We start from the raw sequence: 14,414 nt of genomic DNA, 5'->3' as shown, positions 1-14,414 counted from the left end.
AAATTTAAATACAACTGATATATGGTGCTGTACTGGCGATGTTGATAGCATCCACTACAGTTTTTTATGGCACTGCGGCATTCGGGCGAAGACCTGAATGAGTATGTTGCCTGCCCGCACCGTGTCCGGTGACACGAAAAGCGCCAGCTGGCGCGGTGTGCGCGGTTAAAGAGATATTCTGAGATTGCCGTAACGGGGGAAATATGAGCACGGGAAGCCCAATAAAAACACTAAGCCGCATTGCAATGTGTACTTTTATCAGTGCCTGGATGGCGGGATGTACGAACAATTCAACGACATCCGCACCCATCAGCAGCGTCAATGGCGGCGGTAACAGCGGCAATAGTAGTCAGAATACTCTGAATTCTGCTCCGCAAATGGCACCTGCCGTCGGACCCGGCGGACATATTGTTTACAACCGCAGCTATAACTCGATCCCTAAAGGAAGTTATAGCGGCAGCACCTACCAGGTGAAGCGCGGCGACACCCTGTTCTATATTGCCTGGATCACGGGCAATGACTTCCGCGACCTGGCTGCACGCAATAATATTCCTGCGCCATACAGCCTTGAAGTTGGCCAGACAATCCAGATCAATAACGTTTCTTCTGCGGCGAGCACCGGGGGTACGGTAGCGGCCGCAGATGCCACAAATGGTGGTGTTCCGAAAGCTCCAACCGGGGGCATGCTCACAGGTTCTGTGGTTGCATCTCAACCAACTACCACGTATTCTGATTCTTCTGGTAAACAGAATGTAGGCAGGATGTTGCCTTCATCAGGTGCAGTTACTACCACCACAACACCTGTTGCTGTAGCCAGCACTCCCGTCGCCACCTCAACAAATAATGGCGGTCCGGTTTCCTCCTGGAAATGGCCGACTGACGGGAAAATTATCGATAATTTCTCTGCTTCTGAAGGGGGAAATAAGGGGATCGATATTGCTGGTTCGCGTGGACAGTCTGTCGTAGCAACCGCCTCGGGGCGTGTGGTTTACGCGGGTAATGCTCTTCGCGGTTACGGTAATCTGATCATCATTAAACACAATGATGATTACCTGAGCGCCTATGCACATAACGATACAATGCTGGTCCGGGAACAACAAGAAGTGCAGGCGGGACAAAAAATAGCGACTATGGGTAGCACCGGAACCAGTTCAGTAAGATTGCATTTTGAAATTCGTTACAAGGGGAAATCCGTAAACCCGCTGCGTTATCTTCCGCAGCGATAAATCGGGGCAGAGCATCGATTCTGCCCTCGGGACCACGGGTAGGAGCAGCTTATGAGTCAGAATACGCTGAAAGTTAACGAGTTACATGATGATGTAGATTTCGATGAGAACAGCGCTGAAGCCTTTGACGAGAAAGCAATAGTCGAAGAGACTGCCGACAACGATGCTGAAGAAGAATTGTTGTCGCAGACTGTAAGCCAACGAGTGCTGGACGCCACTCAACTGTACCTCGGTGAAATCGGTTATTCCCCTCTGCTTACTGCAGAAGAGGAAGTTTATTTTGCACGACGCGCGTTGCGGGGAGATGTTCCTTCCCGCCGCCGTATGATTGAAAGTAATCTGCGTTTAGTGGTTAAAATTGCCCGCCGCTACAGTAATCGCGGTCTGGCACTGCTGGATCTGATCGAGGAAGGTAACCTGGGTCTGATCCGTGCGGTTGAAAAATTTGATCCTGAGCGCGGTTTCCGTTTCTCTACCTATGCAACATGGTGGATCCGTCAGACGATTGAACGGGCGATCATGAATCAAACCCGTACTATCCGTTTGCCCATTCACATCGTTAAAGAACTGAACGTTTACCTGCGTACTGCACGTGAACTTGCACATAAACTGGACCATGAACCGAGTGCTGAAGAGATTGCTGAGCAGCTCGACAAACCGGTACATGACGTCAGCCGTATGTTGCGCCTGAATGAACGCATTACTTCTGTGGATACTCCGTTGGGCGGGGACTCAGAGAAAGCGTTGTTAGATATTCTGGCGGATGAGAAAGACAACGGCCCGGAAGACACCACACAAGATGACGATATGAAACAAAGTATCGTTAAGTGGTTATTCGAGTTGAATGCAAAACAGCGTGAAGTTCTGGCGCGCCGTTTCGGCCTGTTAGGCTATGAAGCAGCGACGCTGGAAGATGTAGGCCGCGAGATTGGCCTGACACGTGAGCGTGTTCGTCAGATTCAGGTAGAAGGTTTGCGTCGCCTGCGTGAAATCCTGCAGGGACAGGGACTGAGCATCGAAGCATTGTTCCGCGAATAACTTATTCGCCGGGCAGTGGTTGCATCATGTTCTATCCTGTAAGAACAACACATAAAAACGGTGGGTCAATCCCACCGTTTTTTTATGCTTCCTGTTCTGACCAGCGGACATCTACACCATATCTTTCAGACGATATATCCATTCCAGCGCCTGACGTGGCGACAGAGAATCTGCATCGAGAGATTCCAGCGCTTCAACCGCCGGAGACACTTCTTCCGTCAGTAATGCCAATTGCGGGCCATCGACTTTGCTGGCTGCAGCGTTGTTGGACAACGTTTCCAGCTCTTTCAGTTTCTGACGCGCACGCTTAATCACATCTCGCGGAACACCCGCCAGCGCCGCAACGGCCAGACCGTAACTCTTGCTGGCCGCGCCATCCTGTACGCTGTGCATAAAGGCGATCGTGTCGCCGTGTTCAATAGCATCCAGATGAACATTGACCGTGCCTTCCATTTTTTCCGGCAGGGTAGTCAGCTCGAAATAATGGGTGGCGAACAGCGTCATGGCTTTAATACGGCTGGCGAGATTTTCCGCACATGCCCATGCCAGCGACAAACCATCATACGTTGACGTCCCTCTCCCGATTTCATCCATCAATACCAGACTGTTTTCGGTGGCGTTATGGAGGATATTGGCGGTTTCGGTCATTTCCACCATAAAGGTAGAACGCCCCGAAGCCAGATCGTCCGCCGCACCGACACGGGTAAAAATGCGATCCACAGGCCCGATAACAGCGGCTTCTGCGGGCACATAGCTGCCGATATGCGCCATCAGGACGATCAGCGCCGCCTGACGCATATAGGTACTTTTACCGCCCATATTCGGACCGGTGATGATCAGCATGCGCCGTGCCGGAGACATATTCAGCGGGTTGGAAATAAACGGTTCGCTCAGTACCTGTTCAACCACAGGATGGCGGCCACCGGTAATATTAATGCCCGGTTTTTCACTCATCGTCGGACAGGCGTAATTCAATGTGTACGCACGTTCTGCCAGGTTGCTCAGAACATCCAGTTCCGCCAGTGCACTGGCGCTTTGCTGTAATGCGGACAGGTGTGGCATCAGTAGATCGAACAGCTCTTCGTACAGCGCTTTTTCCAGAGACAAGGCTTTGCCTTTTGAAGTCAGCACTTTGTCTTCGTACTCTTTCAACTCAGGAATGATGTAGCGCTCAGCGTTTTTGAGCGTCTGGCGACGGACATAGTGGATCGGCACCAGATGGCTCTGACCGCGGCTGACCTGAATGTAATAACCATGCACGCCGTTGAAACCGACTTTCAGCGTATCCAGCCCCAGTTTCTCGCGTTCGCGGATCTCTAATCTGTCGAGATAATCGGTCGCGCCGTCTGCCAGGGCTCGCCATTCATCCAGCTCGGCATTGTAGCCCGGTGCGATTACACCGCCATCACGTACCAGAACCGGCGGCGTTTCGATGATTGCGCGCTCGAGCAGTTCCACCAGTTCGGTGAAGTCACCGGTTTGTCCGACCAGTGTTTTTACATGTGCGGCGTCGGTTTCCTGCAATATTTCCCGGATTTCCGGCAGTTGCTGCATCGCATGACGCATACGAGCCAGGTCACGCGGGCGGGCGCTGCGCAATGCGAGCCGTGCCAGTATACGTTCGAGGTCGCCGACCTGTCGCAGTACCGGTTGCAGATCTGCCGTGAGATCCTGCAATGCACCGATCGCCTGCTGGCGATGTGTCAGCAATTTGATATCGCGGCTTGGCATGTGGATCCAGCGTTTGAGCATGCGGCTGCCCATCGGCGTGACAGCCTGATCGAGCACGGCCGCCAGCGTGTTTTCTATACCACCGGCCAGATTTTGCGTCAGTTCCAGGTTACGGCGGGTAGCCGCATCCATAATGATACCGTCCTGCTGGCGTTCCATCGTGACGCCCCGGATATGCGGCAGGGCAGTACGCTGGGTATCCTTAACGTATTGCAGCAGACAACCGGCAGCGCGCAGTGCCTGAGTGGCCTGCTCAACGCCGAAGCCGCTTAAATCGCGTGTGCCAAATTGCAGGTTCAGCTGCTGTTTGGCAGTTTCCAGCTCGAATTCCCACATCGGACGGCGGCGCAGGCCACGGCGGGAAGAAATCAGCGACATGGCTTCAAAGCTTTCCGGGTAGAGTAACTCCGCCGGATTGGTGCGCTGTAATTCGGCCGCCATGGTTTCCGGATCATCAGGCTGTGCGACGCGGAAACGGCCGGAACTGATATCCAGCGTGGCGTAACCAAACCCGCGTCCGTCCTGCCAGATCGCCGCCAGCAGGTTATCGTAACGCTCGCTCAGTAATGCTTCGTCACTGACGGTGCCTGGCGTGACGATGCGTACCACTTTGCGTTCAACCGGCCCTTTACTCAGTGCCGGGTCGCCAATTTGTTCAGCAATCGCAACGGATTCACCGAGCTGGACCAGCTTCGCCAGGTAACCTTCTACTGCATGATAAGGCACACCTGCCATCGGGATCGGCTCACCGGCAGATGCACCGCGTTTGGTCAGGGAGATATCCATCAGTTGCGATGCGCGTTTCGCATCGTCATAAAACAGCTCGTAGAAGTCACCCATACGGTAAAACAGCAGAACATCCGGGTTCTCTGCTTTAAGACGCAGGTATTGCTGCATCATCGGGGTGTGGGCATCCAGTCCGGTCATATTGTTTTGTTTTTCATTGAGTTGATTCAATTTTAAATCATCCTGTTGGCTCTTACCGCCTGGGGCAACGACTTTACAACGGATCCTAACGTGAGTAGAGCCAAAAAACTACGCTGCGTTCTGAACTTGCGTAACGTCACGCAACTTATCTGAAAATGTAACCTTTCTGCTGTGGTGTAAAGACGGTGATTTTCAGTTTTTTCGGCCTTGATAATGCTCTACCATATCCGCACCTCTTTTTTGCATGGTTACGGATATCCGATGCGCCATCTGGCAGTCATTCTTCCCCTGGTTCTTATACTTTCTGCATGTAGCAGTCATAAAAGCGCACCTCAGCCTGCAGGTCCGCGAAATCCTTTTTCCGATGGAAGAAATGCCAGCGCGAGTACCGTGCCTGACGGTGGCTTTCTGCTCCAGCCGGAGCATACCGGTGCCGTCCAGACCGGCGATTTCGCCTATGATCCGGCCATGAACCAGTTTGTTGACAAAATGGTACGCGAGCATGGATTTGACCGTCAGCAACTGCATGACGTCCTGTCGCAGACTAAGCGTCTGGCCTTTGTCTTAAGACTGATGGATCAGCAGGCACCTTCCGGCCCGCCATCGACCGTGCCGAACGGGGCGTGGAATCGCTACCGCAGTAAATTCATTACGCCGGATAACGTGCAAAATGGCGTGGTGTTCTGGAATCAATATCAGGATGCGTTACAGCGTGCAGAGCAGGTTTACGGCGTGCCGCCGGAAATCATTGTGGGTATTATCGGTGTGGAAACCCGCTGGGGGCGCGTAATGGGTAAAACCCGTATTATTGATGCGCTGGCGACCTTATCCTTTGCCTATCCGCGTCGGGCTGAGTATTTTTCCGGCGAACTGGAAACCTTCCTGTTGATGTCGCGCCGTGAAGGCGATGATCCCCTGAGTCTGCGCGGTTCTTTCGCGGGCGCGATGGGCTATGGTCAGTTTATGCCTTCGTCTTATAAAGATTATGCCGTCGATTTTAATGGCGACGGTCATGCTAACCTGTGGGATCCCATTGATGCCATCGGCAGTGTCGCCAATTATTTCAAGGCCCATGGCTGGACGAAGGGCGCGCCGATTGCGGTACCGGCAGCGGGGCAGGCACCCTTGCTTGAAAATGGCTTTAAAACCAAGTATCCGTTATATACGTTGAAAGCGGCGGGGCTGAGCCCGTTGGGTTCACTGGGTAACTACCAGGAAGCCAGCCTGCTGCGCCTTGATATGGGCACTAATTATCAGTACTGGTACGGACTGCCGAACTTTTACACTATTACCCGTTATAACCACAGCGTTCATTATGCGATGGCGGTATGGCAGTTAGGTGAGGCAGTGAAAGCGGCACGTTAATGCCGGTTCAGGAATTGTTCATGGGGGCCGCAAAACGCGGCCCTTCTTTTTTGTTTTTATGCCAATTCTGAATACATCGCGCAAAACGCGTCGACATGACTCACAGACCTGAAGAGAAATGCTAACATCAGGTCAGTTTCAGATGACCTGCCAGGAGGGAATATGGACGAGAAACGTTTACATGAGCTGAGTGTGGAAATCGGCGCTGCGCTTAAAGCACACGGACTATGGATCACATGCGCAGAATCCTGCACTGGCGGGCTGATTGCTAAATCCATCACGGATATTGCTGGCAGTTCCGCCTGGTTTGATCGCGGATTTGTCACTTACAGCAATGCGGCCAAGCATGAATTGCTGGGTGTGCGCGAAAGCACGCTTGAACAATATGGTGCGGTGAGTGAGCAGGTGGTGCATGAAATGGCAGTGGGTGTTCTGCACGCAGCGGGCGCGGACGTTGCCGTTTCGGTAAGCGGTATTGCCGGTCCTGATGGCGGTTCCGAAGAAAAACCTGTCGGCACTGTTTGGTTTGGTTTTGCCGGTAAAAACGGGCATGTTCTGATGGTTAAACAGCATTTTTCCGGCGATCGCGAAGCGGTGCGTTTGCAAGCCGCTGTTTTTTCGCTACAAACAGCATTGGATGAGTTTATTAAAAATTAGTCTTGATACTGTATGAGCATACAGTATAATTACTGCCAATTACCTGTACATAAATTATATTCAATGATGCAGGCGGGATGTTCCCCTGTATCAGACGAGGAGTAAAAATGGCTATTGATGAGAACAAGCAAAAAGCGTTAGCTGCAGCACTGGGCCAGATCGAAAAGCAATTCGGTAAAGGCTCCATCATGCGTCTGGGGGAAGATCGCTCCATGGACGTCGAAACGATCTCTACCGGCTCTTTGTCTCTGGATATCGCGTTAGGTGCTGGCGGCTTGCCAATGGGCCGTATTGTTGAAATTTATGGTCCTGAATCGTCCGGTAAAACCACACTGACCTTGCAGGTTATCGCGGCTGCACAGCGTGAAGGCAAAACCTGTGCGTTCATCGATGCAGAACATGCGCTGGACCCTATCTACGCTAAAAAACTGGGTGTAGATATTGATAACCTGCTGTGTTCACAGCCAGATACCGGAGAGCAGGCGCTCGAAATCTGTGATGCGCTGACCCGTTCAGGTGCAGTTGACGTTATCATCGTTGACTCCGTGGCAGCACTGACACCAAAAGCTGAAATCGAAGGCGAAATTGGTGACTCTCATATGGGCCTTGCAGCACGTATGATGAGCCAGGCAATGCGTAAGCTTGCCGGTAACCTGAAAAACGCCAACACCCTGCTGATCTTCATCAACCAGATCCGTATGAAAATCGGCGTAATGTTCGGTAACCCGGAAACGACTACCGGCGGTAATGCCCTGAAATTCTACGCCTCTGTACGTCTGGATATCCGTCGTATTGGTGCTATCAAAGAAGGTGATGTGGTTGTCGGTAGCGAAACGCGTGTGAAAGTTGTAAAGAACAAAATCGCAGCGCCATTTAAGCAAGCTGAATTCCAGATCATGTACGGAGAAGGTATCAATATCAACGGCGAACTGATCGACCTGGGCGTGAAGCACAAACTGATCGAGAAAGCCGGTGCCTGGTACAGCTACAACGGTGAGAAGATTGGTCAGGGTAAAGCAAACTCTTGCAACTACCTTAAAGAAAACCCGAAAGTCGCTGCAGAGCTGGACAAAAAACTGCGTGATATGTTGCTGAGCGGTACCGGTGAGCTGAGTGCTGCGACCATTGCTGAAGATGCTGACGACAATATGGAAACCAGCGAAGAATTTTAATTTCGCGGTTGTCTGACAGAGACATTTGAAGGCAGGGGATAGTTATCCGTGACTTTCAGAAGTCGTTAAAATGCCAGTCTGGTTTCCAGACTGGCATTTTGCATATCAGGGGAAACCTTATGCACGATGAAAAAGCGCCCAATGAAAAAATTATCGACCTGAAAAAACTGCTGGAAGAAGTGGCGCAGAACAGTGAGTCCACGCTGTTTGAGCCCCCAAAAAAAGAGGGTGATGCGGCTAAAATCAACACGATGATGAACCGCGCTATGCGTTTGCTTTCTCAGCGTGATCACGGTGAAGCCGAGTTGCGTCGTAAATTGCTCACTCCACCGATGCCTTTTGTTAAACCTCAGAATAAGAAAAACAGTGGGTTATCGCGTAAAAAGCCGGAGCAAAATGCATTTGCTGACGAAGAAGCGGTGAGAGGTAAACCTGAGCCACGGCCTGTGCCAGAAGCCATTTCGGAAGAACATGTGCAGGCGGTGATTGATTACTGCTATCAACATCACTGGCTCGATGATGCCAAATTTGCCAGCCGCTATATCTCTGGTCGCAGTCACAAAGGTTACGGTGCGGTGCGCATTCGTTCGGAATTACTGCAAAAAGGTGTCGATAAAGAAATCATCACCGTGGCGCTGGAAAACACTGATGTTGACTGGTGTGTTCTGGCACGGGATTTGGCAGTCAGGAAATTTGGTGAAAATTTACCGACCGACTGGAAGGAAAAATCGAAAGTTCTGCGTTATTTACTCTATCGGGGCTTCTTTCAGGAAGAAATACAGTCTATTTATCGCGATTTTGACGATTGACCGCATACGGTATTTTACTTCCCCGCGCAGAAATTTTATCTTATCCGCACTTTTTCGTTCGTGAGCTGTACAGATTGCTGTCATATACAGCGTTATCCGGCTCAAGAGCCGTTCTTCCAGCATGATTCCGGGACATTTATGAGCAAGAGCACCGCTGAGATCCGTCAAGCGTTTCTCGATTTCTTCCATAGTAAGGGACACAACATTGTTTCAAGCAGTTCGCTTGTCCCGACAAACGATCCGACACTGTTGTTTACCAATGCCGGGATGAACCAATTTAAAGACGTTTTCCTCGGTCTGGATAAGCGCGATTACAACCGCGCCACCACGTCTCAGCGTTGTGTACGTGCGGGCGGTAAGCATAATGACCTCGAAAATGTCGGCTATACCGCACGTCATCATACCTTCTTCGAGATGCTGGGTAACTTCAGCTTCGGTGATTACTTTAAGCACGATGCCATCAACTACGCCTGGGAATTACTGACCGGCGAAAAGTGGTTCAACCTGCCGAAAGAGAAGCTGTGGGTCACCGTCTATGAGACTGATGACGAAGCTTTCGACATCTGGGAGAAAGAAGTCGGCGTTCCAAAAGAACGTATTATCCGCATTGGCGATAATAAAGGCGGTGCATTCGCTTCTGATAACTTCTGGCAGATGGGCGATACCGGTCCGTGCGGCCCTTGTACTGAGATATTCTACGATCATGGCGATCACATCTGGGGCGGCCCTCCGGGTTCTGCTGAAGAAGATGGCGACCGTTATATAGAAATCTGGAACCTGGTGTTCATGCAGTTCAACCGTCAGGCTGACGGCACGATGTTGCCTCTGCCAAAACCATCTGTAGATACCGGGATGGGGCTTGAGCGTATCACGGCGGTTATGCAGCATGTGAACTCCAACTACGATATCGACCTGTTCCAGAAACTGATCGCGGCAGTGGCAGACGTCACTGGCGCGACCGATCTGACCAACAAATCACTGCGCGTTATTGCTGATCATATCCGTTCATGTGCATTCCTGATTGCGGACGGTGTGATCCCATCGAATGAAAACCGTGGCTATGTGCTGCGTCGTATCATTCGTCGTGCAATCCGTCACGGCAATATGCTGGGCGCGAAGGACACTTTCTTCTACAAACTGGTTGCTCCGCTGATTGAAGTTATGGGTCCGGCTGCGACGGAACTGAAAGAACAGCAGGCGATGGTTGAGCAACTGCTGAAAACCGAAGAAGAACAGTTTGCCCGTACCCTGGAACGTGGACTGGCGTTGCTGGACGAAGAATTGTCCGCATTGGAAGGCGACACTCTGGACGGCGAAATTGCTTTCCGTTTGTATGACACCTTTGGTTTCCCGCTGGATCTGACTGCTGACGTATGCCGGGAGCGTAATCTGAAAGTGGATGAGGCCGGTTTCGAAAAAGCGATGGACGTTCAACGCCGCCGTGCGCGTGAGTCCAGTGGTTTCAGCGCGGACTATAACAGCATGGTGCGTGTTGATGGCGTCACTCAGTTCTCCGGTTACGAACATCTGCAGCGCCATTCCAAAGTCGTGGCGTTGTTTGTCGATGGTCAGCCCGTGAATGATATTCAGGCTGGCGTTAATGCTATTGTGGTTCTGGATGATACGCCGTTTTACGGTGAGTCTGGTGGCCAGGTGGGTGATAAAGGCGTTCTGAAAACGGCTGCTGGCATCTTCTCTGTTTCTGATACCCAGAAATATGGTAAAGCGATCGGCCATCAGGGCGCACTGAACGCGGGTAAACTGAGTGTCGGCGACAGTGTCGAAGCAGAAGTTGATGCCGCACGCCGTGACCGCATCCGTCTGAACCACTCTGCAACGCACTTGCTGCATGCTGCGCTGCGTCAGGTGCTGGGCAAGCATGTGGCTCAGAAAGGCTCTCTGGTTAACGATAACTATCTGCGTTTCGACTTCTCGCATTTTGAAGCAATGAAACCAGAAGAAATCCGTCAGGTAGAAGATCTGGTGAATGCTCAGATCCGTCGCAATTTGCCTATCCAGACCACCATCATGGATCTGGACGAAGCGAAAGAAAAAGGGGCAATGGCGCTGTTTGGTGAGAAGTATGAAGACAGCGTTCGTGTACTGAGCATGGGGGATTTCTCTACCGAATTGTGTGGCGGTACGCACGCCAGCCGTACTGGCGATATCGGTTTGTTCCGTATTCAGAGTGAATCCGGTACTGCAGCTGGTGTTCGTCGTATTGAAGGGATTACCGGTGAAAACGCGATTAATGCACTGCATCAGCAAAGCGATTTGCTCCAGGATGTGGCGCATTTGGTGAAAGGCGATGTGAACAGCATCACCGATAAAATCCGTTCTTTGATTGAACGTTCACGTGTACTGGAAAAAGAACTTCAGCAGGTGAAAGGTCAGCAAGCCGCGCAGGAAAGTGCCTCACTGTCCAGCCAGGCGAAAGAAGTGAAAGGGGTTAAGCTGTTGGTTCGTCAACTGGATAACGTAGAGCCTAAAATTCTGCGTACGATGGTTGATGACCTGAAAAATCAGCTGGGATCAGTAATTATCGTTCTGGCAACCATTGCTGATGATAAAGTCAGCCTGATTGCTGGTGTCACGAAAGATCTGACCGATCGTGTTAAAGCCGGTGAGCTGATTGCTTCTGTGGCACAGCAGGTCGGTGGAAAGGGCGGCGGTCGTCCAGATATGGCTCAGGCAGGCGGCAGTGATGTGCAGGCATTACCTGCCGCTCTGGCGACGGTTGAAGCCTGGGTTGAAGCTAAGCTGTAATAAGAAATAAATAGCTAACCATGAAAACGCCATAATCTATTGTGCTGTATGGCGTTTTCAGTCTTAATGGCGCTGTAAGCTTCGCGATTAAAGTCGCGACAATGATGATATCGGCTAAACTTAAAGTACACATGGCTGAAGTTGCAGGCTGCTTACATTTTATGTAGGGGTCATGGCTTACGTTTTACCCGCTTATGATCGATAATGGCCGGGAAACTGAGAGACCCGACTCTTTTAATTATTCAAGGAGCAAAGAATGCTTATTCTAACTCGCCGAGTTGGTGAAACCCTCATGATTGGCGATGAGGTTACTGTTACCGTTTTAGGTGTTAAAGGTAATCAGGTGCGCATTGGTGTGAATGCGCCGAAAGAGGTCTCTGTTCACCGTGAAGAGATTTATCAGCGTATTCAGGCTGAAAAGTCTCAACAGTCGAGTTACTGATTTACGAGGCGTCTCGCTAATGGCGAGGCGCTGAACCTCTTTTATGTGCCTTATCACTTATCCCTCCTTCGTTTCCCTGCATTTTCTTTTTTAATTTCTTCCTGTGTTTTATCTCCCGTGTTGTCTTTTCCTGAAAATGAAGGCGTTTTTTTCGCGTTCACGGTCATTTTTTGCATTCAAACTGCTCAGGTTGCGCGTGAAATGTCCAAACGGGTGATTGTTAGGAAAAAAGGGTTTGACTTATAAGGGCCAGAAAGTAATATGTGCGCCACGCAGTGCCGATGAGCTTGAACAAAGTTAGTCAGCACACTCGAAAGAGGCGTATGGTGAGGTGGCCGAGAGGCTGAAGGCGCTCCCCTGCTAAGGGAGTATGCGGTCAAAAGCTGCATCCGGGGTTCGAATCCCCGCCTCACCGCCATTTAAAATGCACCCATAGCTCAGCTGGATAGAGTACTCGGCTACGAACCGAGCGGTCGGAAGTTCGAATCTTCCTGGGTGCACCATACTTTCCTGAGCGTATGTTGATTTGCAATCAAATGAGCGTGACGGGCAAACGCAAAAGCGGATGCATTAAGGAAAATGGTCAGGTAAATCTGCAGTAAGAATCAAAATGCACCCATAGCTCAGCTGGATAGAGTACTCGGCTACGAACCGAGCGGTCGGAAGTTCGAATCTTCCTGGGTGCACCATATTTTGTGTATGTTGAAGCGATGATAAGATTTTACATTGTCCTCAACATGCAGATAGCACGAAGGAAGATAACGTTGCTGAAGCAACGGCCCGCAGGGCGAGGCGATAGCCGAGTAATCTTCCTGGGTGCACCATTCTTTCTCTAAGTATTTCCCGAAAAAAAATCAGTATTACCCCCCTGCACCCATAGCTCAGCTGGATAGAGTACTCGGCTACGAACCGAGCGGTCGGAAGTTCGAATCTTCCTGGGTGCACCATATTCTAAACATGTTTGAGCGACGGCTTTCGTATAGAGTCCTCCGGCATGAAGGTAGCACGAAGGAAAATAACGTTGCTTTAGCAACGGCCCGCAGAGCGAGGCCCTGCCGAGTAATCTTCCTCGGTGCACCAGATTAGAAAACCCGCTTCGGCGGGTTTTTTGCTTTTTACATTTCGCAGCTGTTTCTCCCTCTTTTTTTTCATTTTTCTGGCCTTTCTGACGTGTTCGTATGTGCTGTGTACGTGGACAAAATGCGACTTTCTACAGACTTTGCGATAAAGTAGTTTTCCAGTTTTTTCGTGATCACGGAGCATCCCGATGTACGATCGATACGAAGGGCTAATATTTGATATGGATGGCACCATATTGGATACCGAACCTACGCACCGTAAGGCATGGCATCAGGTATTGACCAAATACAATATGCAGTTTGATGTCGCATCCATGGTTGCTCTGAATGGTTCTCCGACCTGGCACATCGCCAGGTTTGTTATAGACAGTAATAATGTTGAGATGGATCCCCATCTTCTTGCAGCTGAGAAAACGGCTGCAGTGCAGGAAATGTTACTCGATACCGTGCGGCCTTTACCGCTAATTGATGTCGTCAAATCCTATCATGGGCGCCGGCCAATGGCGGTAGGAACGGGCAGCGAGCACTGGATGGCGGATGCATTGTTACGACATTTAGGATTGCGCGATTACTTTGATGCGATTGTGGGTGCCAACGATGTGAAGAACCACAAACCGGCACCGGACACGTTTTTGCGCTGTGCGGAGCTGATCGGCGTGCCTCCTGAAAAATGTGTCGTCTTTGAAGATGCAGATTTCGGTATTGAGGCAGCAAAACGCGCCAATATGGATTTTGTGGACGTACGTAAGCTGTGAGTAGCGCCCTGGCGCTGGCTTCCTTATTCGGCAGCAGCTTTTTAAGCGCCACATTACTGCCTGGAAATTCAGAAGTTTTATTAGTGGCTTTATTGTCAGCTGGCAGCGCAATGCCAGCTGCACTGGTTTTGTCTGCATCTGTTGGCAATACCTTAGGCGGCATAACCAACGTCATCATCGGACGCTTTCTGCCACAGCTTAAGCCTCAGCGTGGACTCAATATTGCACAAGGCTGGCTGAAGCGCTTCGGACCCCCGGCATTATTGCTAAGTTGGTTACCGGTGATGGGTGATGTGTTGTGTGTATTAGCAGGTTGGCTGCGAATGCCGTGGGGGCCTGTAGTCTTTTTCATGTTTATCGGAAAAGCGGTGCGTTACATACTTTTGACTTTTGTAACGCTGGAGGGGCTCTCATGGTTCGGTTAGATTGGCATCAGCTATCAATTAT

The 14,414-nt window shown here is 50.8% G+C and carries 12 protein-coding genes and 4 tRNA genes; 14 read left to right on the top strand and 2 right to left on the bottom strand.

Going from position 1 to position 14,414, the window contains the following annotated elements; all coding sequences use genetic code 11:
* The first annotated feature begins 203 nt into the window (after positions 1-203).
* Positions 204-1,226 (top strand): murein hydrolase activator NlpD, encoded by a 1,023-nt coding sequence (gene nlpD, locus ACOZIO_RS15905; protein ID WP_421595490.1) that lies wholly within the window; start codon positions 204-206, stop codon positions 1,224-1,226.
* Between the two features lie 51 nt (positions 1,227-1,277).
* Positions 1,278-2,264 carry an RNA polymerase sigma factor RpoS gene (gene rpoS / locus ACOZIO_RS15900; RefSeq protein WP_013574019.1) on the top strand — a complete coding sequence of 329 codons (987 nt, stop codon included), beginning with the start codon at positions 1,278-1,280 and terminating at the stop codon, positions 2,262-2,264.
* 111 nt (positions 2,265-2,375) lie between these two features.
* On the opposite strand, the gene mutS is transcribed toward rpoS, so the two are convergent.
* Positions 2,376-4,922 (bottom strand): DNA mismatch repair protein MutS, encoded by a 2,547-nt coding sequence (mutS, locus tag ACOZIO_RS15895; protein ID WP_421595530.1) that lies wholly within the window; start codon positions 4,920-4,922, stop codon positions 2,376-2,378.
* A 261-nt stretch (positions 4,923-5,183) separates the two neighbouring features.
* Between mutS and mltB the strand changes: the two genes are divergently transcribed.
* The 6 genes from mltB (at position 5,184) to csrA (ending at position 12,133) form a co-directional block, all read left to right on the top strand.
* Entirely contained in the window at positions 5,184-6,287 is a 1,104-nt protein-coding gene (gene mltB / locus ACOZIO_RS15890) for a lytic murein transglycosylase B (protein ID WP_129954597.1), read from the top strand.
* Positions 6,288-6,449: 162 nt separating this feature from the next.
* Entirely contained in the window at positions 6,450-6,944 is a 495-nt protein-coding gene (gene pncC, locus ACOZIO_RS15885) for a nicotinamide-nucleotide amidase (protein WP_129954598.1), read from the top strand.
* Positions 6,945-7,051: 107 nt separating this feature from the next.
* The gene (recA, locus tag ACOZIO_RS15880) at positions 7,052-8,116 is read left to right on the top strand and encodes a recombinase RecA (protein WP_129991589.1); all 1,065 of its coding nucleotides are present in this window, start codon (positions 7,052-7,054) and stop codon (positions 8,114-8,116) included.
* A gap of 251 nt (positions 8,117-8,367) precedes the next feature.
* A complete protein-coding gene (recX, locus tag ACOZIO_RS15875) occupies positions 8,368-8,925 on the top strand; it encodes a recombination regulator RecX (RefSeq protein WP_421595529.1) in 558 nt (185 codons plus the stop codon).
* 138 nt (positions 8,926-9,063) lie between these two features.
* The gene (gene alaS / locus ACOZIO_RS15870) at positions 9,064-11,691 is read left to right on the top strand and encodes an alanine--tRNA ligase (RefSeq protein WP_129954600.1); all 2,628 of its coding nucleotides are present in this window, start codon (positions 9,064-9,066) and stop codon (positions 11,689-11,691) included.
* A gap of 256 nt (positions 11,692-11,947) precedes the next feature.
* On the top strand, positions 11,948-12,133 hold the full coding sequence (gene csrA / locus ACOZIO_RS15865; RefSeq protein WP_000906486.1) for a carbon storage regulator CsrA: 186 nt from the start codon (positions 11,948-11,950) through the stop codon (positions 12,131-12,133).
* Between the two features lie 53 nt (positions 12,134-12,186).
* Here the strand turns inward: csrA and ACOZIO_RS15860 are convergent, their stop codons facing one another.
* Positions 12,187-12,309, bottom strand: a complete 123-nt coding sequence (locus tag ACOZIO_RS15860) for a hypothetical protein (RefSeq protein WP_255466753.1) — start codon at positions 12,307-12,309, stop codon at positions 12,187-12,189.
* A 149-nt stretch (positions 12,310-12,458) separates the two neighbouring features.
* Here ACOZIO_RS15860 and ACOZIO_RS15855 point away from each other — a divergent pair.
* The 6 genes from ACOZIO_RS15855 (at position 12,459) to ACOZIO_RS15830 (ending at position 14,392) form a co-directional block, all read left to right on the top strand.
* Positions 12,459-12,551 (top strand) — tRNA-Ser (locus ACOZIO_RS15855).
* An 8-nt stretch (positions 12,552-12,559) separates the two neighbouring features.
* A tRNA-Arg gene (locus ACOZIO_RS15850) sits at positions 12,560-12,636 on the top strand.
* A gap of 109 nt (positions 12,637-12,745) precedes the next feature.
* Positions 12,746-12,822: transfer RNA gene (locus ACOZIO_RS15845), tRNA-Arg, on the top strand.
* Between the two features lie 181 nt (positions 12,823-13,003).
* Positions 13,004-13,080 (top strand) — tRNA-Arg (locus ACOZIO_RS15840).
* Positions 13,081-13,400: 320 nt separating this feature from the next.
* On the top strand, positions 13,401-13,967 hold the full coding sequence (yqaB, locus tag ACOZIO_RS15835) for a fructose-1-phosphate/6-phosphogluconate phosphatase (protein WP_129954601.1): 567 nt from the start codon (positions 13,401-13,403) through the stop codon (positions 13,965-13,967).
* Positions 13,964-14,392 carry a YqaA family protein gene (locus ACOZIO_RS15830; protein WP_129954602.1) on the top strand — a complete coding sequence of 143 codons (429 nt, stop codon included), beginning with the start codon at positions 13,964-13,966 and terminating at the stop codon, positions 14,390-14,392. The genes yqaB and ACOZIO_RS15830 overlap by 4 nt, the downstream gene beginning before the upstream one ends.
* Positions 14,393-14,414: the final 22 nt, after the last annotated feature.

It is taken from the genome of Rahnella sp. PD4, assembly GCF_049199325.1.
GTDB classification, from domain to species: domain Bacteria; phylum Pseudomonadota; class Gammaproteobacteria; order Enterobacterales; family Enterobacteriaceae; genus Rahnella; species Rahnella perminowiae.
This window is presented reverse-complemented; position numbering and strand designations above follow the sequence as displayed.